21 protein-coding genes are annotated in these 24,843 nt (G+C 72.5%); 8 read left to right on the top strand and 13 right to left on the bottom strand.

What is annotated here, in order from left to right:
* Positions 1-8 precede the first annotated feature (8 nt).
* The gene (locus tag ACFW01_RS04860) at positions 9-2,408 is read left to right on the top strand and encodes a PQQ-binding-like beta-propeller repeat protein (RefSeq protein WP_234957156.1); all 2,400 of its coding nucleotides are present in this window, start codon (positions 9-11) and stop codon (positions 2,406-2,408) included.
* 12 nt (positions 2,409-2,420) lie between these two features.
* Here the strand turns inward: ACFW01_RS04860 and ACFW01_RS04855 are convergent, their stop codons facing one another.
* The 4 genes from ACFW01_RS04855 to ACFW01_RS04840 all read right to left on the bottom strand — a co-directional run bounded on the left by ACFW01_RS04855 (position 2,421) and on the right by ACFW01_RS04840 (position 7,191).
* Positions 2,421-3,161, bottom strand: coding sequence for a class I SAM-dependent methyltransferase (locus tag ACFW01_RS04855; protein WP_234957157.1), 741 nt, complete (start codon positions 3,159-3,161; stop codon positions 2,421-2,423).
* A 119-nt stretch (positions 3,162-3,280) separates the two neighbouring features.
* On the bottom strand, positions 3,281-3,466 hold the full coding sequence (locus tag ACFW01_RS04850) for a hypothetical protein (protein WP_234957158.1): 186 nt from the start codon (positions 3,464-3,466) through the stop codon (positions 3,281-3,283).
* 205 nt (positions 3,467-3,671) lie between these two features.
* Entirely contained in the window at positions 3,672-6,650 is a 2,979-nt protein-coding gene (locus tag ACFW01_RS04845; protein WP_384502390.1) for a BTAD domain-containing putative transcriptional regulator, read from the bottom strand.
* Between the two features lie 103 nt (positions 6,651-6,753).
* Positions 6,754-7,191, bottom strand: coding sequence for a nitroreductase family deazaflavin-dependent oxidoreductase (locus tag ACFW01_RS04840; RefSeq protein WP_384502455.1), 438 nt, complete (start codon positions 7,189-7,191; stop codon positions 6,754-6,756).
* A gap of 97 nt (positions 7,192-7,288) precedes the next feature.
* Here ACFW01_RS04840 and ACFW01_RS04835 point away from each other — a divergent pair, with 97 nt between their 5' ends.
* Positions 7,289-8,110 (top strand): endonuclease/exonuclease/phosphatase family protein, encoded by an 822-nt coding sequence (locus ACFW01_RS04835; RefSeq protein WP_384502389.1) that lies wholly within the window; start codon positions 7,289-7,291, stop codon positions 8,108-8,110.
* Positions 8,111-8,301: 191 nt separating this feature from the next.
* Here the strand turns inward: ACFW01_RS04835 and ACFW01_RS04830 are convergent, their stop codons facing one another.
* Positions 8,302-9,810: a CehA/McbA family metallohydrolase gene (locus ACFW01_RS04830; protein WP_384502388.1), complete on the bottom strand. Its 1,509-nt coding sequence runs from the start codon at positions 9,808-9,810 to the stop codon at positions 8,302-8,304.
* Positions 9,811-10,006: 196 nt separating this feature from the next.
* Here ACFW01_RS04830 and ACFW01_RS04825 point away from each other — a divergent pair, with 196 nt between their 5' ends.
* Positions 10,007-12,610 (top strand): bifunctional FO biosynthesis protein CofGH, encoded by a 2,604-nt coding sequence (locus ACFW01_RS04825; protein WP_384502387.1) that lies wholly within the window; start codon positions 10,007-10,009, stop codon positions 12,608-12,610.
* Positions 12,611-12,711: 101 nt separating this feature from the next.
* Positions 12,712-13,275 carry a hypothetical protein gene (locus ACFW01_RS04820; protein WP_234957163.1) on the top strand — a complete coding sequence of 188 codons (564 nt, stop codon included), beginning with the start codon at positions 12,712-12,714 and terminating at the stop codon, positions 13,273-13,275.
* Here the strand turns inward: ACFW01_RS04820 and ACFW01_RS04815 are convergent.
* Genes ACFW01_RS04815 through ACFW01_RS04800 form a run of 4 tightly spaced genes read right to left on the bottom strand, consistent with a single transcriptional unit; the run spans position 13,259 to position 15,943 of the window.
* Positions 13,259-13,771, bottom strand: coding sequence for a DUF2165 domain-containing protein (locus tag ACFW01_RS04815; protein ID WP_234957164.1), 513 nt, complete (start codon positions 13,769-13,771; stop codon positions 13,259-13,261). The two genes, ACFW01_RS04820 and ACFW01_RS04815, sit on opposite strands and share 17 nt — an antisense overlap.
* Before the next feature lie 29 nt (positions 13,772-13,800).
* The gene (locus ACFW01_RS04810) at positions 13,801-14,883 is read right to left on the bottom strand and encodes a tyrosine-protein phosphatase (protein ID WP_384502386.1); all 1,083 of its coding nucleotides are present in this window, start codon (positions 14,881-14,883) and stop codon (positions 13,801-13,803) included.
* A gap of 50 nt (positions 14,884-14,933) precedes the next feature.
* Positions 14,934-15,134, bottom strand: coding sequence for a DUF397 domain-containing protein (locus ACFW01_RS04805; protein ID WP_234957166.1), 201 nt, complete (start codon positions 15,132-15,134; stop codon positions 14,934-14,936).
* Entirely contained in the window at positions 15,131-15,943 is an 813-nt protein-coding gene (locus tag ACFW01_RS04800) for a helix-turn-helix transcriptional regulator (RefSeq protein ID WP_234957167.1), read from the bottom strand. The genes ACFW01_RS04805 and ACFW01_RS04800 overlap by 4 nt, the downstream gene beginning before the upstream one ends.
* A 426-nt stretch (positions 15,944-16,369) precedes the next feature.
* Between ACFW01_RS04800 and ACFW01_RS04795 the strand changes: the two genes are divergently transcribed.
* The gene (locus tag ACFW01_RS04795) at positions 16,370-17,200 is read left to right on the top strand and encodes a helix-turn-helix domain-containing protein (protein ID WP_384502385.1); all 831 of its coding nucleotides are present in this window, start codon (positions 16,370-16,372) and stop codon (positions 17,198-17,200) included.
* A gap of 43 nt (positions 17,201-17,243) precedes the next feature.
* Here ACFW01_RS04795 and ACFW01_RS04790 read toward each other — a convergent pair whose 3' ends face one another.
* Entirely contained in the window at positions 17,244-17,594 is a 351-nt protein-coding gene (locus ACFW01_RS04790; RefSeq protein ID WP_384502384.1) for a DoxX family protein, read from the bottom strand.
* Between the two features lie 105 nt (positions 17,595-17,699).
* Here ACFW01_RS04790 and ACFW01_RS04785 point away from each other — a divergent pair, with 105 nt between their 5' ends.
* Positions 17,700-18,596, top strand: coding sequence for a LysR family transcriptional regulator (locus ACFW01_RS04785; protein ID WP_384502383.1), 897 nt, complete (start codon positions 17,700-17,702; stop codon positions 18,594-18,596).
* 100 nt (positions 18,597-18,696) lie between these two features.
* Complete coding sequence (locus ACFW01_RS04780; RefSeq protein WP_384502382.1) at positions 18,697-19,812, top strand: ADP-ribosylglycohydrolase family protein; 1,116 nt, start codon at positions 18,697-18,699, stop codon at positions 19,810-19,812.
* Positions 19,813-19,841: 29 nt separating this feature from the next.
* Here the strand turns inward: ACFW01_RS04780 and ACFW01_RS04775 are convergent, their stop codons facing one another.
* The gene (locus tag ACFW01_RS04775; RefSeq protein ID WP_384502381.1) at positions 19,842-20,222 is read right to left on the bottom strand and encodes a hypothetical protein; all 381 of its coding nucleotides are present in this window, start codon (positions 20,220-20,222) and stop codon (positions 19,842-19,844) included.
* Positions 20,223-20,544: 322 nt separating this feature from the next.
* Between ACFW01_RS04775 and ACFW01_RS04770 the strand changes: the two genes are divergently transcribed.
* Positions 20,545-20,955, top strand: a complete 411-nt coding sequence (locus ACFW01_RS04770; protein WP_234957176.1) for a VOC family protein — start codon at positions 20,545-20,547, stop codon at positions 20,953-20,955.
* A gap of 61 nt (positions 20,956-21,016) precedes the next feature.
* On the opposite strand, the gene ACFW01_RS04765 is transcribed toward ACFW01_RS04770, so the two are convergent.
* Complete coding sequence (locus tag ACFW01_RS04765; RefSeq protein ID WP_234957177.1) at positions 21,017-22,600, bottom strand: sodium:solute symporter family protein; 1,584 nt, start codon at positions 22,598-22,600, stop codon at positions 21,017-21,019.
* A 227-nt stretch (positions 22,601-22,827) separates the two neighbouring features.
* The gene (locus ACFW01_RS04760; protein ID WP_234957178.1) at positions 22,828-24,717 is read right to left on the bottom strand and encodes an MFS transporter; all 1,890 of its coding nucleotides are present in this window, start codon (positions 24,715-24,717) and stop codon (positions 22,828-22,830) included.
* Positions 24,718-24,843: the final 126 nt, after the last annotated feature.

Raw genomic sequence — 24,843 nt, 5'->3', positions numbered from 1 at the left:
GCAGGCAAGTGGTGGATCAGCTGATGCAGCACGATCCGCGGCGGATCGGGCCGTTCGAGGTGCTGGGCCGGCTCGGGGCCGGCGGCATGGGGCTGGTCTTCCTCGCGCGCTCGGCGTCCGGGCGGCGCGTGGCGATCAAGACGGTGCGCACGGAGCTGGCGGAGGACCAGCTGTTCCGCGTCCGCTTCACGCGCGAGGTGGAGGCGGCCCGCGCGGTCTCGGGCTTCTACACGGCGGCCGTGGTCGACGCCGACCCGCGCGCCGCGGTGCCGTGGCTGGCCACCGCGTACGTTCCCGCGCCCTCCCTCGAGGAGATAGTGAACGAGTGCGGCCCGCTCCCGGCCCAGGCGGTGCGCTGGCTGGCGGCGGGCGTCGCGGAGGCGCTCCAGTCCATCCACGGCGCGGGCCTGGTCCACCGCGACCTCAAGCCCTCCAACGTCCTCGTCGTCGAGGACGGCCCCCGCGTGATCGACTTCGGCATCGCGTCCGGCGTCTCGAACACCCGTCTGACCATGACGAACGTCGCCGTCGGCACGCCCGCCTACATGTCCCCGGAGCAGGCGAAGGACTCCCGCAGCGTCACCGGCGCCAGTGACGTGTTCTCGCTCGGCTCGATGCTGGTCTTCGCCGCCACCGGGCACCCGCCCTTCCACGGGGCCAATCCGGTCGAGACCGTCTTCATGCTGCTGCGCGAGGGCCCCGATCTCGAAGGACTCCCGGACGAGCTGCGTCCGCTCATCGAGTCCTGCATGCAGATGGAGGCCGCCGGCCGCCCCAACCCCGCCGACCTCCAGGCCCAGCTCGCCCCGCACCTCTTCGGCTCCGGCTCCGACGACAGCGGTACGGCGTCGGCGTGGCTGCCCGAGCGGGCGGTGGGTCTCATCGAGAGCCGCCGCGGTGGCCGCCGCGGTGGCCGGCCCGCTCCGTCCGCCGGACGCGGCCCGGGCCCGTCCGGCGGACGCCCGGCCGTTCCGTCGCCCCAACTGCCGCCGCCGCCCGCGCACGACCCCGTCGTACCGGCGCCGCCCACGCGCGGACCGTCCGTCCCGGCGCCAGTCGGCGCGCCCGACGCCGGACCGGTCCGGCTGGCCGGCGGGCAGGTGCCCATCGGCCCCGGACCGCGCGTCGCCGACATGCGCGCCGCCGCCGTCGCGGCACCCCCGCCGGAGTCCGCCCTCACCGCCTCCTGGTCCCGGGTGCGCCCCGGCGTCAACGGCGTCGACCCCGCGCTGCCGGCCGCCCCGCCCGTGCCCACCGCGCCGCCCGAGGCGTCACCGGCCGGCTGGCGCCCCTGGCGCTTCCGCATGTCCAACGACGTCTGGGGCACCCCCCGCGTCGCCGAGGACCTCGTCTACGTCACCTCCTTCGAGGTGCACGCGCTGGACGTGGCCACCGGACGCCGCCGCTTCAAGACCCGGGACGTCGCCTGGTCGATGGCGGTCGCGGACGGCCGTATCCACGCCTCCGACGGCCCGACCCTGTTCGCCCTGGACGCCCGCGAGGGCGGCGACCTCTGGCGCGTCCAGACCGACGCCTGGGTGTACTCCCTCCAGGCCGACCGCGGCACCGTCGTCACCGCCACCCGCGGCGGCGGCGTCCAGGGGTGGGAGACCTCCGGCGGCCAGAAGCTCTGGGAGATCACCGGCGCCCAGACCGACTTCGAGTCCCCCGAGGCCGGAGCGGTCCTCCACGACGGCACGGTGTACGTCTGGCAGGACGCCCGCCTGCGCGCCCTGGACGCGCGCACCGGCGACGAGAGATGGTCGTACCCCATCGGCGACGCGGCCTCCTGCGGCGGCGTCCCGGTCCGCGTCACCCAGGCACCCGACGGCTACGTCTACGTCGCGGCCGGCACCCGGGTCCTCGCCCTGGAGGTCGCCTCCGGCCACGTCCGCTGGCACTTCGAGGCCCCCGCGGTCTTCCTCGCCCCGCCCGCCTTCGTCCCCGGCCCCGCGGTGACCGGCGGCGGCGTCTACCTCGCCGACTACCTCGGCACGGTGTACGCCCTGGACGCCACCGACGGCCGCGACCGCTGGCGCATCGCGACCGAGGCCCGCTCCTCCACCGACCCGGTCCTGGTCGCCGCGGGCCACGTCCACGTCGGCAGTGGCAAGGGCCTCTACACCCTGGACGCGGTCACCGGCACCCCCAAGTGGCGCTTCCAGGCGGGCGGCGACATCGTGGGCGCCCCCGCGGTCGCCGAGGGCCGTATCCACTTCGGGTCCACGGACCACCTGCTGTACACCCTGAAGGCCGACGACGGCCGCCTCCGCTGGAAGCTGGCGACCGGCGGCGAGATCACCGGCTCCCCGGTCGTCCGCGACGGCATCGTCTACGCGTGCAGCAAGGACCGCTGCGTGTACGCCCTCGACGCGGAGAAGGGGACGGGGACCGCCCGGACCACCTGATCCGGGGCGCGCTCAGGCCGGCTTGCGCCAGACGGAGATGTGCTTGCCGGAGTCCTGGACGAACGGCGACCCGTCCCAGTCCGCGACCCGGCGCTCCAGTTCGAGCCCCGCGATCCGGGCCATCAGGTCCAGTTCGGCCGGCCAGGCGTACCGGTGCCGGGAGTTGTCGCGGCGGTACTGACCGGTGTGCTCGTCGCGGGTGAAGTGGTTCGAGACGAGGATCTGCTCGACCAGGTCGAAGGTGTCGAAACCGAGGTGCCGGTCGGACACGTCGAACGGCACCGCGACCTGACCGGGCGGCAGGCGCCGCAGCGGGGGCACCTCCAGCTCGATGACGAACCGGCCGCCGGGGCGCAGATGGCGTGCGGCGTTGCGGAAGCACTCGACCTGCTCGTCCTGGGTGAGCAGGTTGGAGATCGTGTTGTAGACGAGGTAGACCAGGGCGAATTCGCCGGGGACGACGGTCTTCGCCATGTCCCCGATGGTCACCGGGAGGGTGTCCTCGTCGGCCTTCCGCCGCAGCACGGCGGCCATGTGCTCGGACAGTTCGATGCCCGCCACCGGGACGCCGCGTTCCCTGAGCGGGACCCCCACGCGGCCGGTTCCGATGGCGAATTCGAGGGCGCGGCCGTCTCCGGCGAGCCCGGCGAGGAAATCGAGGGCCGGTGCGAGGGCGGCGGCCGAGGAGTTCTCGGCCTCCTCGGCGTCGTAGCGGTCGGCGGTCGCGCGGCTCCACAGCTCACTGCTCGTCACGGGCGGCCACTCTGCCGGGTCGCGGCGCGCGCTGTCGACGCATTTAAACGACCACGACCACGGCCGCGGCGGCTCCCCTCCGCGCCGCCGCGGCCGTCCCCCCGGTGAGGGAAGTAGGTCTACTTGCCGTCCCGGTCCAGGGCGGGCGGGGTGGGCATTTGGTTGTCCATCGTGGTGATGGCTTCGTCCTTGGCCGGCGGGGTGGGCATCTGGTTGTCCATCGTGGTGATGGCTTCGTCCTTGGCCGGCGGCGTGGGCATCTGATTGTCCAGCGGCTTCGCGGGCGTGGCCTTCTGCTCGCTCATCGATTCGTGCTCCTCTGCAACGACGAGGTCGGATGCGGAACGCCCGTCCGGAAGCTCCCCCGAGGGCCACCGGACGGGCGTTCGGAGCCGAACACTAACCGGCCGGCTCCCCCAGTGACCGTCTGCCCCCCGACGCGACGGTCTGGCGATTGGAAGCATCGCGGAGGGAGATAAACGAACGCTGAACGCTGCCGTTGCGCCGGTCTCAGGCCGCGTCGGCGGGCGCCAACAGGGCGCGCACGTCGTCGGCTTCCGGCGCGCTGTTCTCCTCGTAGAGCTTCAGGGCCTCGCGCCAGCAGGCCCTCGCCCGGTCCACCTGGCCCAGCGCGGAGAGGGAACGTCCGAGGAGGGTGAGGACGTTGCCACGCATCCGGTCGCCCCCGATGCACCCGATGGCGAGGGCTTGTTCGGCGTGCTGCGCCGCTTGGGCAGCGCGGTGGGCGGCCACGTGCGCCTCGGCGATCCGGAAGTGCGTGGTCCCTTCCCACAGCCGCTGGCGATGGTCCACGAAGACGGTCAGCGCGTCGTTGAACTGGCCGAGGGCCTCGGTGTGCCGCCCCGCCTGGGTGAGCGCCATGCCCAGCGCGTAGTGGCCGTTGGCCACGCGCACCGTCCTGCCCAGCTTCGCCAGCAGGGTGAGGCCGTCCCGGGCGATGTCCACCGCCTTGCCGATGTTGCCCATGGCGAGATGGGCACGCGACAGGTTGAACGAGGTCGTCGCCTCACCGGCCCTGTTGCCCGCCGCGCTGAATCCTCGGATGGCCTCGTCGAAGAAGACCTTGCCGTCCGCGTACCGGTGCTGGTGCAGGCAGATGAGCCCGCGGTCGTTGGCGGCCCAGCTGCCCGCGGCGACGTCCCGTGCCGAGGCGGCCTGTTCCATCGCGCGCCGCGCCTCCTCCTCTGCCTGCCGGATTCGGCCGGACACCAGGAGGACGTTGGTGAGCGTCGCCCGCGCCCGTCCCTCCGTACGGCGGTCCCCGACGGCCTGGGCCGCCCCGCACACCGCGTTGGCCGTGGCCTCGTACTGGCGTGAGTTGGCGCCCGACTCGGCCAGGTCCTTGGCGGCCCAGAGAAGATCCACGCCGACCCGCAGCCGGTCCGTGCCGACCGACTGCCGCACCGAGGCCAGCAGGGACTCGCCCTCGGTGTACAGCCAGTCCAGGGCCTTGGCGCCCTCGGTGAACGTCAGCCCGCCGCTCCGGGTCGGTTCGAGGTGATCCACCAACCGGTCGCCCGGGCGCTCCATCGCGTAGATGCCCGCCGCCGTCGCCAGATAGAAGTCCAGCAACCGCGACAGCGCCGCCCCCCGCTCGCTCGGCGGATGCTCGTCCCGCTCCGCGCACGCACGCGCGTAGAGGCGGACCAGGTCGTGGAAGCGGTAGCGGCCCGGGGCCGCCGATTCCAGGAGGGACGTGTCGACCAGGGTCTCCAGGAGGTCCTCCGTGTCCTCCACGGGGAGGTCCAGCACCGCCGCCGCGGCCGCCAGGGAGATGTCCGGGCCGTCGGCCAGGCCGAGGAGGCGGAAGGCGCGGGCCTGGGCGCGCTCCAGCTGGCCGTAGCCCAGCTCGAAGGTGGCCTTGACGGCCAGGTCACCGGCCTGGAGTTCGTCAAGGCGGCGGCGCTCGTCCGCCAGCTTCGCCGCGAGGACCGAGACCGTCCAGGTGCGGCGGGCCGCGAGCCGGGACGCCGCGATGCGGATCGCCAGCGGCAGGAAGCCGCACGCGCCGACCACGTCGAGGGCCGCCTCCCGCTCCGAGGCCACCCGCTCCTCGCCCACGATCTTCGTGAAGAGGGCCAGCGCCTCCTCGGGAGACATCACGTCCAGGTCGACCAGCTGCGCCCCGGCGAGATCCACCATCCGCACCCGCGCCGTCACCAGCGCCGCACAGCCCTCCGTGCCGGGCAGCAACGGCCGTACCTGCGCGGCGTCACGGGCGTTGTCGAGGAGGACGAGGACGCGGCGCCCGTCCAGCACGGAGCGGTAGAGGGCGGCGCGCTCCTCCAGGGAGTCGGGGATGGCCGAGTCGGGCGTACCGAGGGCGCGGAGGAACGAGCCCAGCACCGTCTCCGGCTCCGCCGCCCGCGCGCCCGCGCCCTGGAGGTCGACGTACAGCTGCCCGTCCGGGAAGGCGGCCCGCGCCTGGTGGGCGACGTGCACGGCGAGGGTGGTCTTGCCGACGCCGCCGATGCCCGCCAGCGCGGAGACCGCCATGACGCGGCCGGACTTCCCGCTCCCGTCCCCGGACGCGGCGGACAGTACGTCGCTCAGCTCGCGCACGAAGGAGGCCCGGCCCGTGAAGTCGGGCACCGTGGCCGGGAGTTGCGCCGGACGCACCGGGGACGACACGGTCTCCGCGGCCGGGGCCGACGGTTCGGCGAGGCCGGGGTCGGCCCGGAGGATGCGCTGCTGGAGCTCCTGGAGGCCGGGGCGGGGGTCGACGCCGAGTTCGTCGGCGAGCAGCCGCCGCGTGTCCGCGTAGACCGCGAGGGCCTCTGCCTGGCGGCCGCTGCGGTACAGGGCCAGCATCAGCAGCTCGCGCAGGCGCTCCCGCAGCGGGTGCTCCGCCGTGAGCGCCGTCAGCTCCGACACCGCCTCCGCGTGGCAGCCCTGCTCCAGGTCCATGTCCAGGCATGTTTCGAGGAGTTGCAGCCGCCACTCCTCCAGCCGGACGCGCTGCGCCTCCGCATAGGGTCCCGGAACGCCCGCCAGCACCTCGCCGTCCCACAGCGCCAGCGCGCGGCGGAGCGCGTCACGGGCGTGGCACAGGTCCCCCGCGGTCCGCGCCTTCTCGGCGCCGGTGGCCAGGTCCTGGGCCGCCGCGAGGTCCAGCGCCCCTTCGGCGAGACCCCGCACGGCGTACCCGCCGGACTCAGTCACCAGGACCCCGGGGTCCAGGATCTTCCGCAGCCGGGACGCGTACGTCCGCACCGCCGCCAGCGCCTGCGACGGCGGCTCCTCGCCCCACAGGGCGTCGATCAGTTCGGCCGCCGTCGCCGTGCGGCCCTCGCGGAGCAGCAGCGCGGCCAGCAGGGCGCGCTGCTGCGGGGAGCCGGTGGCCAGCGCCCCCTCGCCCCGCCAGGCCCGCACCGGTCCGAGCACGCCGAACCGGAGCGCGGCCGACCCGTCCGGTTCCGCCGGGGTTCCGGGACGCCGCTGCTCCGGAACCCGCGGTCCACCGTCCATGCCGTCGTCCCCCTAGACATCCTGAGCAACCAGGCCAGTTTGCCTTGTTCATGCCGACTGCGTCAGCTGTGGGAGGCGGCGATCACACCTTCCTCACCTGGCGCTACCCCTTCAGCTCCACCCGCACCGTGAGCAGCCCGGTCCCGACGCCCATCGCCCGTACCGCCAGGCTGTTGAGACGGGGGAGCCGGCGCAGGCGGGCGAGGGGGTCGTCGTCGGGGAGGAGGTGGGCCGTGCCCTGGTGCCAGCGGCCCCGGATGCGTACCCGGACGCGCGGGTCGGCGCGGATGTTGCGGACGTACTGGGACCGTTCGCCGAATTCCGAGACCAGCCAGAAGTCGTCGCCGACCCGGCGTCCGCCGACCGGTGTGCGGCGGGGGAGGCCGGAGACGCGGCCGGTGGTCTCGAGGAGGGTCTGGCCGGGCAGTCTGCGTACGACGGTGTTGAGGCGGCGCTGGAAGGCCGTGACGGTCCGGTACTTCTTCTCGGCTCCGGGTGTCTCGGCCTGGGGCGGCTTCCCGGAGTCGGACGGCATCGACATCATTCGTTCACTCTCCCGTCTCTTGTGTCGCCATGTTCCCGGAAAACCTCTGGGGGACGGGCGGGGCGGGCGTGGCGGACGGACGGGTGGTGCGGGTGTGCGCGTGGTGACGTGGAATCTGTGGTGGCGGTTCGGGGCGTGGGCCGACCGGCAGAAGGCGATCCTCGCCGTGCTGCGGGAGCTGCGGCCCGATGTCGTCGGGCTCCAGGAGGTGTGGGCCGCCGACGACGGGGAGAACCTCGCCGGGTGGCTTGCGCGGGAACTCGGCCTGCACTGGGCCTGGGCGCCCTCGCCCGCGCCCGAGCGGTGGCAGCGGCGGATCGGGGACGGCTCGGTCGGCATCGGCACCGCGGTGCTCAGCCGCTGGCCCGTCGTGGAGCGCGCGGTGCTGCGGCTGCCGGCGCCCGACGAGGTCGACGACGGGCGGCTGGCGTTCCACGTCCGGCTGGACGCGCCCGGTCACCAGGTGCCCTTCTGCACCGTCCACCTCAACTCCGGTGCCGGCGCGTCCGAGGCGCGGCGCGCACAGGTCGCGGCCCTGGTGGACTTCGTCGCCGCGCACCGGCACGGCACCGGCTTCCCGGCCGTCGTCACCGGTGACTTCAACGCCCGCCCCGACTCCCCGGAGGTGCGCCCGCTGCGGACGGCGCGGCTCCACGACGCCTGGCTGCACGCCGGGCCCGGCGTGCCCTCCGGCACCTGGGGCCCGGGGGACCCCGACGGGCCGGGCGGGCTGTCCGCGCGGATCGACCACGTGTACGTCGGCCCGCCCGGACCCGGCGGTCTCGGCCGGGTCAGGGCGGTACGGCGGGCCGGCGACCACCCCGTCGACGGCGTCCGCCCCTCCGACCACGCGGCGGTCGTCGCCGATCTCGACGACGGAGGGGCAGCCACCGTCCCGGGGACGCCGGGCTGGTGAGGGCCGTCAGGGCCCCGGGCAGCGGGAGCGTGTCCCGGTCCGTGCGTACGTCGGGTGCGGTCCCTCCGACCACGCGCGGTCGTCGCCGACCTCGACGACGGAGGGGCGGTCCCCGCCGCAGGAGGGCCGGGGGGAGGCGACCGCCCCAGGAACACCGGAAACGCCTACCGCCCCAGGAACACCCGGGACGCCTACCGCCCCAGGAACGCCGGGTTCGTGAACGCCGCCAGCGCCCCCGGCAGCGGACCGGCCGCCGCCTCGTGCCGTACCTCCGCCCGTACATACGCCGCGTACGAGGCGGTCGTCCGCCACTCCACGACGCCCGCACCGGACACCGGCAGCGGGTCGCCGGTGAACAGCACCCCCTGGTCGGTGACGAGGCGCACCGTGCAGCGCGGGGCGCCGGTCACCTCCAGGCGGACGGTGACCGGGGTGTCGCGGTCCACGCGCAGCCGCTCACCGATCCCGGCGTGCTCGCCCCGGCCGCCGGAGGCGGTGAGGGCCAGCGACAGCCGCGACGACTCGGCGACGTAGGACCGGCCGGCCCTGATGCCCTCCTGGATCGCCTCCCGCGTCAGGTCGTCGGCGAGGACGACGGTCTGCGGGCGTCCGACGACGTCGGGGGAGCGGTGGGAGTCGCTGCTGCCCATCGCCGGGATCCAGCTCCGGCCGCCGTCCCGCACCGAGGCGACCAGCATGCCGTCCCAGTCGGCCAGCGCCACCTCGTCGTCGGGCGTGTAGGCGCCGTTCCACACCTCGACCGCGTCGGCCTCGCCGAAGCCGAACTTCCAGTTGCAGCCGATGCAGGTGGCGTGCGGGTGGGCCGGGACGACCAGGCCGCCCGCGCGGCGGATCTGCCGGGCGAAACGGCCGAAGCGGTTGTCCCGGGCCCGGTAGCGCCAGTCGACGAAGGTGCCGGGGTCGGTGCCGAGGGCGACGACGTGGCCGTTGCGGGTCGTCACCTCCTCGCCGAGCAGGATCAGCAGGTCGTCCCCGGCGAGGCCGGCCCAGTGCGCGTGTGCCGACTGGGTGTTGTGCTCGGAGGAGTTGATGAAGTCCAGGCCCGCCGCACGGGCCAGCTCCGCGATCTCGGCGAGGGTGTAGCGGCCGTCGGAGTACTCGGAGTGCAGGTGGCAGTCGCCCCGGTACCAGGCACGGCCCCGCCCCCGGGCCCGCTCGGGCGGGTACACCGCTCGGGGGGTCTCCACCTGCTCGCCGTACGTCAGCGTGATGGTGATCTCGTACGCCAGGCCCTGCGGGGCGACCGTGTACGGGCCGAGGGCGACGTGCCAGGTGCCCGGCCGGATCCGCCCCGGGAGGTACCCGGGTGTCGCGTCGTCCGCCCGGACGAAGAACTCCGTGCGCGCCCCGCCCGACCAGCCGCGGAACCCCCGGCCGCCCAGCTCGGTGCCGCGCTCGTCGAAGAGGCCGATGTCGAGGGCGTTGCCCTGGGTGCCGGCCGGGACGGCGGGGCGGTCGTAGGAGTAGGCGACGTGTATCTCGCGCACTCCGGCCGGGACTTCGAAGGGGACGTAGACGAAGTCGGGGGAGCCGGGCGGCAGGGTGCCGCGCACGGTTCTCCTCCGCTCTTCCCGCGGTGCCGCTGTGGCGAAGCTCACGCTTCCCAACGTAAGCGCGGCGGCGGCTCCCGTCACGAACACCGCGCGCCTGCCGATCCCGGCGTTGTCGTCCTCGCACATGCTGCTGCTCCCTGTGTCGTCACGGTCATGACATCGGTGGTGCAGGGGTGGTGCGTGCAACCCTCGTATTGAGCCGTGAACTCCCGGGCAAGGAAAGGGGTTCGGGGCATTGAGGGCCGGGAACCGCGCGGTGGGCCGGCGGGACGGGAAAGCGACGGGAAACCCGCCCTGATCACGGCGCTCGTATGCTCGAAGGATGACGACTTCCGCGACCTCCGGAACCGGACCCGCCGACCAGGCCGGCCCCACCGAGAACTCCCTGCGTCGCGCCCTCAAACGCGCCCGGGACGGCGTCGCCCTGGACGTGTCCGAGGCCGCCGTGCTGCTCCAGGCGCGCGGCGAGCACCTCGACGACCTGACCGCGTCCGCCGCCCGGGTCCGTGACGCGGGCCTGGAGGCGGCCGGGCGGCCCGGTGTCATCACGTACTCGAAGAGCGTCTTCGTCCCGCTGACCCGGCTGTGCCGGGACAAGTGCCACTACTGCACCTTCGTCACCGTCCCCGGCAAGCTGCGCCGGGCGGGGCACGGGATGTTCATGTCGCCGGACGAGGTGCTCGACATCGCGCGCAAGGGCGCCGCCCTCGGCTGCAAGGAAGCCCTCATCACCCTCGGCGACAAGCCCGAGGACCGCTGGCCCGAGGCCCGCGAATGGCTGGACGCGCACGGGTACGACGACACGATCGCGTACGTCCGCGCCATCTCGGTCCGCATCCTGGAGGAGACGGGCCTGCTGCCGCACCTCAACCCCGGCGTGATGTCCTGGACGGACTTCCAGCGGCTCAAGCCGGTGGCGCCGTCCATGGGCATGATGCTGGAGACGACGGCGACCCGCCTGTGGTCCGAGCCCGGCGGCCCGCACCACGGCTCCCCGGACAAGGAGCCGGCCGTGCGGCTGCGCGTCCTGGAGGACGCCGGCCGTTCCTCCGTCCCCTTCACCTCGGGCCTGCTCATCGGCATCGGCGAGACCTACGAGGAGCGCGCGGAGTCCCTGTTCGCGCTGCGCAGGGTCTCCCGCGCCTACCACGGCATCCAGGAACTGATCATCCAGAACTTCCGCGCCAAGCCGGACACGGCGATGCGCGGCATGCCGGACGCGGAGCTGGACGAGCTGGTCGCCACGGTGGCCGTCGCCCGGCACATCATGGGCCCGTCCGCCTGCCTCCAGGCGCCCCCCAACCTGGTGGACGCCGAGTACGAGCGGCTGATCGGCGCCGGCATCGACGACTGGGGCGGGGTCTCCCCGCTCACCATCGACCACGTCAACCCCGAGCGCCCGTGGCCGCAGATCGATGAACTCGCCGCGAAGTCCCGGGCGGTCGGCTTCGAGCTGCGGGAACGTCTCTGCGTCTACCCGGAGTTCGTCCAGCGCGGCGAGCCCTGGCTGGACCCGCGGCTGCGCCCGCACGTGGCGGCCCTCGCCGACCCGGCGACGGGGCTCGCGCTGCCGGACGCGCCGGTCGAGGGGCGCCCCTGGCAGGAACCGGACGAGGCGTTCACCGCCTCGGGCCGCACCGACCTGCACACCGCCATCGACACCGAGGGCCGCACCTCGGACCGCCGCGACGACTTCGACGAGGTGTACGGCGACTGGGGGGCCCTGCGCGAGGCCGCCGTGCCCGGCATGGTCCCCGAGCGCATCGACACCGACGTGCGCGCCGCGCTCGCCACGGCGGCCGACGACCCGACGCGGCTGACGGACGACGAGGCGCTGGCCCTGCTGCACGCGGACGGCCCGGCGCTGGACGCCCTGTGCAAGGTGGCCGACGACGTCCGGAAGTCGATGGTGGGCGACGAGGTGACGTACATCGTCACCCGCAACATCAACTTCACCAACGTCTGCTACACCGGCTGCCGCTTCTGCGCCTTCGCCCAGCGCCGCACCGACGCCGACGCCTACACGCTCTCCCTGGACCAGGTCGCCGACCGCGCCGAGCAGGCGTGGGACGTGGGCGCGGTCGAGGTCTGCATGCAGGGCGGCATCCACCCGGACCTGCCGGGCACCGCGTACTTCGACATCGCGAGGGCGGTGAAGGCCCGGGTCCCCGGCATGCACGTGCACGCCTTCTCGCCGATGGAGGTCGTCAACGGCGCGACCCGCACCGGCATGTCGATCCGCGAGTGGCTGAGCGCGGCCAAGGAGGCGGGCCTGGACTCGATCCCGGGCACGGCGGCGGAGATCCTCGACGACGAGGTCCGCTGGATCCTGACCAAGGGCAAGCTGCCGGCGGCCACCTGGATCGAGGTGATCGAGACGGCTCACGAACTGGGCCTGCGCTCCTCCTCGACCATGATGTACGGCCACGTCGACCAGCCCCGCCACTGGCTGGGCCACCTGCGCACGCTGGCCGGCATCCAGCAGCGCACGGGCGGCTTCACGGAGTTCGTGACGCTCCCCTTCATCCACACCAACGCGCCGGTGTACCTGGCGGGCATCGCGCGGCCCGGCCCGACGGTCCGCGACAACCGCGCGGTGACGGCGATGGCCCGCCTCCTCCTCCACCCGCACATCCCCAACATCCAGACAAGCTGGGTCAAACTGGGCACGGAGGGTGCGGCGGAGATGCTCCGCTCCGGCGCCAACGACCTCGGCGGCACCCTCATGGAGGAGACGATCTCCCGCATGGCGGGCTCGTCCTACGGCTCGTACAAGTCGGTCAAGGACCTGATCGCGGTCGCGGACGCGGCGGGCCGCCCGGCCAAGCCCCGGACCACGCTGTACGGGCCGGTGCCCGAGGAGCGGCAGCGGGCGGCGCGGGACTCGGACGGGCACCTGCCCCAGCTGCTGCCGGTGCTGGACTGAGGCGCGGGCGGGCGGACGGGGGCTGGGCGGGCGCGCAGTACGATGATCTGGCCCCAGGTGTGCCGGGGTCCCGTAGATGATCGCTGAGGAGATGCGTGCCCGTGCCTGCCCGACTTCCCTCATGGGCGTGGGTCTCCGGTCTGACCGTGGGCGCGATCGCGGCGGTGACCTTCCTGGCCGTGCAGGCGGACCAGGGGCCCCATCCCACCGCCGCGGCGACCGAGCCCGCCCCCACGGCCTCCGCGGGCAAGGACCCGTCGCCGAAGGAGACCGCGCCGGCCCGGGTACCGGACGGCTCCGGCACCGGGCGACGGGTCGTGTACTCGCTCGACCAGAAGCGGGTCTGGCTGATCGACGCCAGCGACGCCACCCGGCGGACGTTCACGGTGTGGCCCGGCACGGTCGACCCCGACCCGGGCACCTACACCGTCAGCAGCCGGGTCGAGGGCGCCACGACCGGCTCCGACGGGGTGCAGATCGAGCAGATCGTCTACTTCGCCCAGGAGGACGGCGTCTCGGTCGCCTTCTCCAACGCCGTCGACGGCTCCTCGCCGCCCCCGCCCGACTCCGCTACGAAGACGGGCGGCATACGGCTCCACAAGCCCGACGGTACGGCCGTCTGGAGTTTCGCGACGACCGGCACGAAGGTCACGGTCGTCGGCTAGCCTCGCCGCCGCCGGAGGGCAGGTGGGCGACGATCAGCACGACGCCGCTGATCAGGAAGACCCGGGTCGCGGCGTCCAGCCCGTTCCAGTCCGCGGACTGCCACATGGCGAACCACTCGCCGCCGATCCCGATGAACCCGGCTCCGAAGAGCAGCATCAGCATGAGGGTGCCGTAGGTGGTCAGTCGCCGCGCGGTGGCCTGGTCCCGGCGTATCCACAGCCAGGTCGCGCCGATCAGTACGAGCGCGGCGACCGTCTCCCACACGATGATCGCGACGTACGCGGCGTCCTGAAGCCCCTTGCTGGTGATCGCCCGCCACATCAGGTCGTCGTCCTTGAACGTGGTGTCCATCGCGAGGACATGGCGCACGAAGTCCCGGTTCGTCCCGAAGTCGGTGATGTTGCCGAAGGCGACGAGAGCGATGTAGAGGGCGAGGACGCCGGTGAGGACGGTGGCGGCGAGGCGCAGGGGAAGGGGGTGTCTGGTGGTGGTCATGACCCCACCCTTCCCCATGCCGCTCGTGCTCAGCCGACCAGGAGGTCATCCTTGAGCCGGCGCAGCTCGTGCGCGTCCAGACCCAGCGCCTTCTTCTCGTACCCGGCGAACGAGCCGTAGGCGGCCTCGACTTCGGCGAAACCGGAGTTCAGGTACGCAGCGCGCACGTCGAGCATCGGCTTGTAGACCGCGGCCTGCTCGGCGGGCATCGCGGCCAGGGCGGCGGCGTTCGCCTCGGCGCGGTACTCGTTGGAGGCGAGGTAGTCCGCCATGACCGTCTCGCGCGGTACACCGAGCGCGGTGAGCAGGGCGGCGCTCGCCCAGCCGGTGCGGTCCTTGCCCGCGGTGCAGTGGTACAGGGTGCCGTCGGCGTCCCGGGCCAGCCCGGCGAAAACGGTGGAGTACGCGCCCTTCGCGCTCTCCCCGCTGACCATCGCCTTCTCGCCGTCGATCATCATCTGCTCGGCCTCGGCGGCCGTCTCCGGCATGGAGAACACGGGCGAGTCGTCGCCGAGCACGTCCGCCACCACGTACCGGACGCCCTTGGGGAGGCGGTCGGGCGCGGAGCTGCGCTCGGAGGCGGTGCGCAGGTCGTAGTCGACGCGGATGCCGAGCCGCTTCAGCTTCGCCAGGTCGGCGTCGGTGAGCTTGTCGAGCGAGTCGGTGCGGTACACCGCGCCCATCCGCACCCACTGCCCGTCGCCGGTGCGGTAGCCGCCCGCGTCGCGGAAGTTGACCGTGCCCTCCAGCCGGATCAGCCGGTCGGCCAGCCGCAGCCGCTGCCCCCGGTCCGGAACCAGGTCGAACCACTGCCGGTCGGCGCCGGGCAGCCCCCGCACGGTGACCCGGCCGCTGGCGCCGCCCACGGCGACGGTACGGCCGTTCGCCCGGACGGCGACCTTGCGGACCCCCGGCGCCTTCCAGGTGATCTCGTACGTGCCGTCGTCCCGCGCGGTCACCTCGGCGGCCGTGAACGGTATCTGCCGCGCGGAGTGGCCGGGGTGCGTGTGGTGGGCGGCGGGCGCGGCCGTGGCGGCCGGGGCGGCGACACCGGCGAGGAGCGCGGCGGCCGACAGGACGCAGGCCATGCTGACACGTGTCTTCGTCGTCATGGCCGGGATCGTTCAACGCCCGGACGGTCGCGCCGCTAACGGATCATGAACTACGCCCGTCGGGTGGCCGTCGTGACGGTGTGCACGAACGCGGTCCAGGAGGCGCCGGTGAAGGTGAGGCGGGCGGCGGCGGGGGCCTTGGAGTCGCGGACGTGGATGGTGGTGGCGGTGGGGGGTATCGCGATCTCGACGCACTCGGGACCATCATTGCTGCTGTAACTGCTCTTGAACCACTTCAGCGCAGGGGTCATGTCTCTTCTCCCATGACTTTCTCGATGAAGGCCAGTGACTCACGGGGCGTGAGTGCCTGCGACCGGATGATCCCATAGCGCAAGTCCAGGGTCTGGATCTCGTGTGGCTCGCTGATGACCCGGTTGTGCAGTTGGCCCTCCGCGTGCCCGAACGCCTTGCCGCCTCGCAGCTTCAACAGCTGAAGCGACCCGGCCATCCCCGCGTGATCCTCCCGCGCCGTCGGCATCACCTGGATCTCGACGTGCCTCAACGCGCCGACCTCCAGCAGGTGTTCGAGCTGCTGGCGGAGGACCATTCTGCCGCCGAGCGGGCGCCGCAGCGTCACCTCTTCCTGGACAAAGGTGAGCTGGGCCCGGGGGACGCGATCGAAGACCGCCTTCCGCGCCATGCGGGCGGAGACGTACCGGTCGACCTCCTCCTCCGTGAACGCCGGACGGCGCATCGCGTACAACGCGCGGGCGTACTCGGGTGTTTGCAGCAGCCCGTGGATGTGATGACCGGCGTACGCCCCCAGCTCGACCGCCTCGTCCTCCAGTCTGGCCAGGTCCCGCACCTTCTTCGGGTACCGGGCCTTCTCCACGTCCTCCTTCATCGAGGCGAGCTTGCCGCCCGCGCCGAGGGCCTCGTCGGCGTTGTCCAGGAAGTCCGGCTTGGGGATGCGCCGCCCGCGCTCGACCGAGGACACCAGGTCCTCGCCGTACCCGATCGCGGCGCCCAGCTCCGGCTGGGTCATCCCGGCCGCCTCACGCCACATCCTGACCTGCCGCCCGACCGTCCTGAGCACGGCCTCGGACTCCTCGTCCTCCATGTCTTGCCCTCCCGGGTGGTCACCCTCGGTGTCGAGATCGTCACCGTTCAGAGTAGGGACGGGTGACCACGCTGGGTCACGTGATCCGGGAATCGGTTCTCTGGCGCCCCCGGATCTCGCATGTCCACGACCCGGTCGAGGGGGAGGGCCCTCTGGAGCCAACTGGGCCCGCCCGCCCACCGGATCGTGCCCGGACGCGACCCGGCCGGACGCGACGCCAAAGACCAAAGAACCGGGGAAAGAACCGAACCCACCCCTGCCGTCCCCGTCGCTCACCCTCCGGAGTGAACATCACCAACTCGGCTGGCGCGGAGGGCCGTTCATGGTGCAGCGTCTGCCGCAACGACACCAGACATGATTCGGCCCCCGCCGGGACTGCCATCCCACTGCGAGGGCCTGATCACCAAGGAAGAGAAGAGCTTCCCGATGACTGAGCAGAACCCTAGCGCGCACGCGCGCCCAGCGTCCGGCCGTCGCGCCGGTGGCGTCGAGCACGAGAACCACCCGCACCACGACAACTTCACCGTGGTCGGCAACCACCTCCTCCAGCACCCCGTGCTGTCCCTGACCGCGATCGGCCTGGCCGTCCACATCCAGTCGCTGCCCGCCGGGGCGCCGGTCGGGATCAAGACGCTGGCGGGCAAGTTCCCGGAGGGTGAGATCAGGATCGCCGCGGCCCTGCGGGAGTTGGAGGAGCACGGCTACCTCGCACGCACCAAGGAGCGTCTTCCATCGGGCCGAGTCGTGACCCGGACGGTCTCCCGCAACAAGCCCCGCGCGTTCCTGGCGGCCGCACTGCCAGCCGCCGAGCCGCCCGCGTCCGGGCCCGCGATTCCGGCCGCCGCGCAAGCACGTCCCACCCCGGCCCCGGGGACCGATCGCACCCCCGCGACCGACCTGCTCGCCCGTCTGCGCCTACACGACTCCCGGCTGCTCCTCACCGAGCGGGACGTACGCCGCCTCGCCCCGTCCGTGACCGTCTGGCTGGAGCGCGGCGTCCCCGCGACCGCCGTGGAGCGGACCCTGGCGGCCGGCCTGCCCCAGGAGCCGATCCGCCACCCGGCGGCCTTCCTGGAACGCCGCCTCACCGCCGACCTCCCCCCGACCCTCCCCGCACCCCGCCCTCAGGCCCCCGGCCCACGCCACCCCGACCCCCTCCAGACCTGCGACGGCTGCGAACGCGCCTTCCGCGCCCAGCGACCGGGGCGGTGCCGTGATTGCCGTGAGGGCCGTGCCGGGGGATACGCGGTGGCGTAGCGCGTGGCCCTTCGACAGCGAGCCCGCCCGGTGTGAGACCGGGTCACACGGCCAACGTCAGGCCGAGCGCCACGCTGTTCAGCGCCAGGTAGGCGAGCGGGAACGCGATGTTGTGGAAGACCCGCGCCCGGACGTGCGCGGCGACCGCGCCGACGAAGAAGAGGGCGAGGCCGATTCCCGCGGCGATGCCGAGGGGCCGGGCGCCGAACAGGCCGAGGAGAAGCCCGGCGGCTCCGGCGAGCTTGAGGCCGGCCAGCCACGGGAGCCATGCCGCGGGGACCCCCACCTCGGCCGAGTTGGCGAGGACGAAACGGGCCCGCAGCAGGTCCGCGACGGCGATCCCGGCGTTGGCGACGAGCGCGACGACGGTGACGGCCACGTAGGCGGTGAACACGGGCGCTCCTTCCGGTCGAGTCGAATTCCTTCCTCGTCCCCCTCTGGATCCAGCCTCACCACCGCTCGTCGCGACGTCCAATACCTGCGTCTATAACCTGGTGGCATGGATGTCGACACCCGCTTGCTGCGGTACTTCGCGGCCGTGGCGGAGGAAGGGACCCTGACCAGGGCCGCCGAGCGGCTGTACGTGTCCCAGCCCGCGTTGACCAAGCAGATCCGGCAGTTGGAGGCTGGGCTCGGCGTGGAGCTGTTCACGCGGTCGCGGACCGGTATGACGCTCACCGCGCCGGGGCGGGCGCTGGCCGAGCGGGTGCCCGCCCTGCTGGCCGGGTGGGAAGGGGCACTGCGGGAGACGAGGTCCACGGCGAGCCGGGCGGCGCGCGTGCTGCGGGTCGGCTTCCTCGCCAGCGCCGCCAACGAGGCGACGCAGCCGATCATCGCGGCCTTCGCCCTGCGCCGGCCGGGCTGGCGGGCCGAGATGCGGCAGGCCGCGTGGTCGAACCCGTCCGCCGGACTCGCCGACGCGGACGTCGACGTCGCCCTGGTGCGGCTGCCGTTCCCGGGGCAGGAAGCGCTGCGGGTGGTGGAGCTGTTCAGCGAGCCCCGGTGCGTGGCGCTGCCCGAGTCACACCCCCTGGCCGGACGCGAGACGATCGAGTTCCGCGAGCTGTGGGACGAGCCCTTCGTGGCGGCCCCGCCGGGGACGGGTCCCTGGCGCGAGCACTGGCTGGCCGCCGACGAGCGCGACGGTCACCCGGTGCGCATCGGGGCCGTCACCGAGCAGCCGGACGACTGGCTCACCGCGATCGCCAGCGGATACGGCATCGCCCTCGCCCCCGAGTCGGCGGCCCGCTTCTACACCCGCCCCGGCGTCGTCTACCGTCCCGTCGGCTCGGTGAGTCCCAGCACGGTCGGGGTCGCCTGGGCCCCCGCCGACGACGACAACCCCGTCGTCCAGGACTTCGTGCGCTGCTGCCGGGAGACGTGCGGGGTGACGTGAACGTTTCCACACCGTTCCGCCCCTGAACCGACCCTCTCCCTTCGAATACAGTGCTGGGCGTCGTACGTACGGACCAAGTCGATGCCGAAGGGAGGTCCTGGTGGGCGCGACAGCCGGTGCCGTCTGGGGGCGTGCCGAGCAGCAGGACTTCCGCAGCCGGGTGCGCGGGACGCTGCTCGGTGTGGCCGTCGGGGACGCGTTCGGCGCACCCGTCGACGGGCTGGACCTCGACGGGATCCGGGAGGAGCACGGCGCGGAGGGGCTGAGCGACCTGGCCCCCGCGTACGGCAGGCGCGGCGCGGTCACCCACCTCACCCAGCTCACCCTGTTCTCCGTGGACGGGCTGATACGGGCCCAGGTGCGGCGGGACACCGGCGCCTGGCATCCCCCGACCGACCTGCACCGGGCCTACCGGCGCTGGGCCGCCACCCAGCGCGACTGGGGTCCCGACCTGCGGCGCAAGGACGACGGCTGGCTGGCCCACGAGGAGTGGCTGTACGTCCGCCGGGACGCTCCCAAGGCGCTGCTGCTCGGGCTCGGCGACGAGACCATGGGCACGCCGGAGGCGCCCAAGAACCCGGGTGAGCGCGGGGCCGAGGCGGCCGCCCGATCGGCGCCCTTCGGCCTCCTGGTCGGCTGGGAGCCGCAGCTGGTCGCCCAGCTGGCCGTGGAGTGCGCGGCGCAGACCCACGGTCACGCCACCGCGTACCTGGCGGCGGGCGCGTACGCCGTGATCGTGCACGGGCTGGCGCGCGGGGAGAGCCTGGACGCGGCGGTGCAGCGCGCGCTCGCGCTGCTCGTCGCCCGGCCGGGCCACCAGGCCGTGACGGAGGCCCTCCAGCACGCGCTCGGCGCGGTACGGCAGGGACTGCCGACCCCGGCGCGGGTCACCGAGCTGATCGGCGAGGGCGCGGCGGAGGGACTGGTCGCCGCGGCTGTGTACTGCGCCCTGGTCGGCGAGGACGTACGGCACGGACTGCGGCTCGCCGTCAACCACGACGGCCCCTCCGCCGCGACCGGCGCCCTCACCGGCGGCCTGCTCGGCGCACTGCACGGCGAGACGGCCCTGCCCCCGGCCTGGCTGGCCGAGCTGGAGGGCAGGGCCACGCTCCTCGAACTGGCCGACGACTTCGCGATGGAGATGACCCAGGGCCCGGCCCTGCACGGCCCGGCGGGCTCGTCCCCGGGCTGGCTGGCCCGCTATCCGCGTGGCTAGGGCCATTCGAACCGGGACAGAGATCCGGGTTATTCGTTGAACCACTCGGATTTCACGTCGTAGCCGTCGCCGTCCCACGACAGCTGCATTTGGAACGAGCCAGTTTGGCCGACGTTGTAGCCGGCCTTGTCGCAGCCAGAGTCGCCACCATCGGTAATGTAGAGCTTTTGGTTGTAGTTGTTGTCGATCAAGCGGCCCGATACGCCGTATCCATCTGCCTTCGTGTCGCAGACCTGGAACATGTCCCCGTCGTCTATGAAGGTCATGGTGCCCCGTCCGCCCGGAAGCGAGATGGTCTTGTTGCTGACCAGAACGGCAGATTCGCTCGCCTGGGCCGTCGACGCGGTACCTGCAAGCGTCGTGGCCAGGACCGCACCGGCGGCAGCTGTGCGGACCAACGATTTGATCATCAGGATCTCTTTTCACTCCAGGGCTGCGGAGTACCCCTGAGGCCCCCGCCTGATCGACACCGACCATAGGCACGCGTGATCCGGTGGTAAACGGATTTAGGTGTAATCCGGGTCTGCGTCCCGTTCACGCAACGTGACCGGAATGCGTAATTCCATGCGGCGAGGACATAACAAACCGGCGCAGAAACAGGCGCGGTCGAGCCATGAAAGTCATACGCTCCGAGCACGGATGCCACCGTAGAGTGACCTAAGTCACGCGCTCTGCGGCAGCGACATGTTTCAGTGAAGGATTCGGCAGGCCCGCCCCGCTAGCGTGGCCCGCATGGGTATCAGCATTCACACCACCGTCCTCCCGCACGACGACCCGGACGCGTCGCTGGTGTTCTACCGCGACGTCCTCGGGTTCGAGGTCCGGCAGGACGTGGGGCAGGGCGCGATGCGCTGGATCACCGTCGGGCCCGCCGGTCAGCCGGACATCTCGCTGCTGCTGGCGCCGCCCGCCGCCGACCCCGGGATCACCGAGGCGGAGCGGCGGACCGTCGCCGAGATGATGGCCAAGGGCACCTACGGGTGGCTGCTGCTGGCCACCAAGGACCTCGACGGGACCTTCGAGAAGCTGCGCGCCGGGAACGCCGAGATCGTGCAGGAGCCGACCGAGCAGCCGTACGGCATCCGCGACTGCGCCTTCCGCGACCCGGCCGGAAACCAGATCCGCATCCAGGAAGTTCACTGAGCCCGACGCCCCCGGCCGGCGCCCGTGGTCGCGGGCGCCGGCCGCAGACGCACGCGCCGGGCTAGTCGCCCACCCTGCTGCCCGCCTTCGCGTCGCCGACCCCGGGCGCCGGCTTCGGGATCGCGGCCGTCGCGGCGGACACGTCGCCGTCGTCGTCGGTGTTGACGCGCTCGATGATCGCCAGCCGCTCCGGAGTGTCCTCCGGCTTGAGGTAGCCGACCACGATGTACAGGACCAGGGAGACCGCCAGCGGGATGGAGACCTGGTACTCCAGCGGCACCCCGCCCTCCACGTTCCAGCTGATCGGGTAGTTGACCAGCCAGAAGGCGAGCAGCCCGAGCCCCCAGCTGGTGAGCGCGGCCGTCGGGCCGGAGCGGCGGAAGGGCCGCAGCAGACCGAGCATCATCGGGATCGCGATCGGGCCCATCAGTCCGGCGACCCACTTGATGACCACCGTGATGATGTCCTTGAAGGTCGGCGAGTCGACCTGGGTCGCCACCGCCATAGACAGCCCGAGGAAGACCACCGTCGTCAGCCGCGCCGCCAGCAGCCCGGCGCGCTGCCCCCACTCCCGCGCCCGCGACGACAGCACCGGTGCCACGTCCCGGGTGAACACGGCCGCGATGGCGTTGGCGTCCGAGGAGCACATGGCCATGGTGTGCGAGAAGAAGCCGACGATGACCAGGCCGAGCAGCCCGTGCGGCAGCAACTGCTCGGTCATCAGGGCGTACGAGTCGGAACCGTCCGGCTTCTGCGACTCCACCAGCAGCGGCGACATCCACATCGGGAAGAACAGCACCAGCGGCCAGACCAGCCAGAGCACCGCCGACAGCCGCGCGGAGCGGGAGGCCTCGCGGGCGTTGGACGTGGCCATGTAGCGCTGGGCCTGGTTGAGCATGCCGCCGTTGTACTCGAAGAGCTTGATGAAGAGGAAGGCCAGCAGGAACACCGTTCCGTACGGGCCGACCAGCGGCTTTCCGTGGCCCTGGAGGGCGGGCTCGTCCCAGACGCCGAAGAAGCCGCCGTAGTCGCCGAGCTTCATCACCACGGCCACGAACATCGCCACGCCGGCCAGCAGCTGGATGATGAACTGGCCCAGCTCGGTCAGCGCGTCCGCCCACAGGCCGCCGATCGTGCAGTAGATGCCCGTGATGACGCCGGTGATCAGGATGCCCTGGTTGAGGCTGATGCCGGTGAAGACGGACAGCAGGGTGGCGATGGCCGCCCACTTCGCGGCCACGTCCACGATCTTCAGCAGCATGCCGGACCAGGCCAGCGCCTGCTGGGTGGGCAGGTTGTACCGGTTCTTCAGGTACTCCAGCGGCGAGGCCACGTGCAGCCGTGAGCGCAGCCGGTTGATGCGCGGCGCGAACAGCTTGGAGCCGATGGCGATGCCGAGTGCGATGGGGAACGACCACGTCACGAACGAGGTGACCCCGTAGGTGTAGGCGATGCCGGCATAGCCGGTGAACATCACCGCGCTGTAGCCGGACATGTGGTGCGAGATGCCGGACAGCCACCAGGGCATCTTGCCCCCGGCCGTGAAGAAGTCGCTCACGTCGTCCACGCGTTTGTGCGACCACACGCCGATCGCCACCATGACGGCGAAGTAGCCGATGAGCACGGACCAGTCGAGACCGTTCATGTGCCCCCTTCCGGGGTCCGCCTTGTGAACTCCGCTCAGCTGGTTGGCACTTCGCACGAGCGGGGTAGGGGCGGGTAGGGGCGAGGCAGGGCGCGAAGTGCCCGCTCATCGTGGTTGCGCCGACGCGGGCACGACAAGGAAGGGGAAGGTCAAGAGGGAGTAAAAATGTTCGGCTTGCTGACCTCGGTTCACCTACATGAACGACGCGGAATCTCTCCGCCGGGGGCTCACCGCAGCTCCTCCGGGCACGGTGTGCCCCGCTTGAGCCCGTACGGCGACGACAGCCGGTACGTGCCTGCCTCGGGGGCGATGAGCGTCGTCCACACGTCGCCCTCGGCGGTCTCCTCCGTCTCCGTCAGACAGCCGTTGACGTTGTCGTACGTCTTCGGCGTGCCCTCCGGACCGTTCTTGGAGGCCTCCGTCTCCTGGGGCGGTTCGAGCTTCTTGCCCTCGGCGTCGACGAGGCTCAGCCACGGCGAGTACGGCATCCGGATCAGGACGCGGCCGGGCCGCTGCACGTCGATCACCCACTCGTCCTGCTCGGCCCGCTGGACGACCGCGTCGGGCTCGGCCAGCGGCGTCGGGTCGATCACCTGGAACAACTGCCAGTTGGCGTCTCCCCAGACCTGCTTCAGGTACGGCAGACCCCGCTGCAGCAGCTCCCGCTCGCGTTTGCCGCCGTCGCCGTCCGGTTCGTCCTTGGGCAGCACCACATAGTGCACGGCCCATCGCTTCAGCCAGTCGTGGTAGTTCGCCGAGTTGAGCGTGTCGTCGTAGAAGAGCGGGTTGCGCTCCATGTCGGCCTGGCGGGTCCAGCCGCGGGCCAGGTTCACGTACGGCGCGAGCGCCGAGGCCTCCCGGTGGGAGCGCGCGGGTACGGCCTCCACCCGGCCCTTCTCCGCACCGACTTCGTTCAACTCGTTGATGAGCGGCGCCAGCTCCCGCGCCCACGAGGCGGCCGGTGTGGTGTGAACGACGTCGTCGGCCGACTTGAAGCCGATCCAGACCACGAAGCCGACGAGCGAGACCACCAGCGCGTACCACTTGCGCGACTTCGGCACCGTGAACGGCAGCGCCGCCACCAGTGCCACCCCGGCGAAGAGCATCGCCAGCCGCGTGATGTTGGAGCCGATCTGCGAGCTGATCACCCAGACCAGCAGCACGGACAGGCCGTAGACCGCCGACGTGATCCGCACGGTCGTCCACGTGCGCGGCACGAACGCGTAGACCAGGCCCGCGTACAGGACCGGCAGGACCGCCGAACCGAAGGACATCGGCTGCGTGCCGGAGAAGGGGAACAGCCAGGCCGACAGTGCCACGACCGCCGAGGGGGCCAGCCCCAGCGACCAGGCGCCCGGCCGCCGCTTCTGGAGGAACAGCGAGACCGCCACCAGGCCCACGAACAGGCCCGAGACCGGCGACGCCATCGTGGACAGCGCGGCCAGCGGCGCCGCGCACAGCCCCTTGGCCCAGCGCTCGTACCGCCAGCGGTAGGGCCAGCAGAAGACCGCGGCGACCGCGCCGAGACCGAACATCATGCCGAGGCCGAAGGTCACCCGGCCCGACGCGGCGTTGCCCAGCAGCCCGAACAGCCCCGCCAGCGAGGCCCACAGCGGATTGCGCACCACGCGGCTGCGGATCAGGATCATCGTCAGCAGACCCGCCGACACCGTGCCCGCGATCATCATCGTGGTCCGCACGCCGAGCACCGACATCAGGTACGGCGAGACCACGCTGTACGACACCGGGTGCATGCCGCCGTACCAGGCGAGGTTGTACGCCGAGTCCGGGTGCCGGCCGACGAACTCCGACCACGCGTCCTGTGCCGCGAGGTCGCCGCCGCTGTTCGCGAACGTGAAGAACCAGACGACGTGGAGGATGCCGGCCAGGACGGTCACGGACAGCACAGGGTGGCGCAGCATGCGCTCGCGGACGGCGTGGAAGGCGGCGTTCATCGGGGACGGCGCCTGCGGGCGGTCCTCGTCGGGACCCTGCGCGTCCGTGTGTCCGGGGTCACGGCCGTCGCCCTCCGCGCGCGGCGCGGGTACGCGTGGTCGCGGGCCGGCTCCCGGGCCCGAATCGGCGTCGTCGGCGCGTGTCGGCTCCGCAGTGGCCACCTGAAGGCACTCCCCGTGTCCCGTCTTCTGCTTTGGGCCGTGTCCCGTTCCGGCGACCGGCGACCTGCCCCGTTTCGTGACGCTAGCACGCACGCCCGCACCGTGGCCTCCTCACTTTCGGCGCCC

The organism is Streptomyces sp. NPDC058985 (assembly GCF_042740985.1).
Classification (GTDB): domain Bacteria; phylum Actinomycetota; class Actinomycetes; order Streptomycetales; family Streptomycetaceae; genus Streptomyces.
Note: the sequence above shows the minus strand (reverse complement) of the source record. Positions and strands in the feature narration are given on the sequence as shown.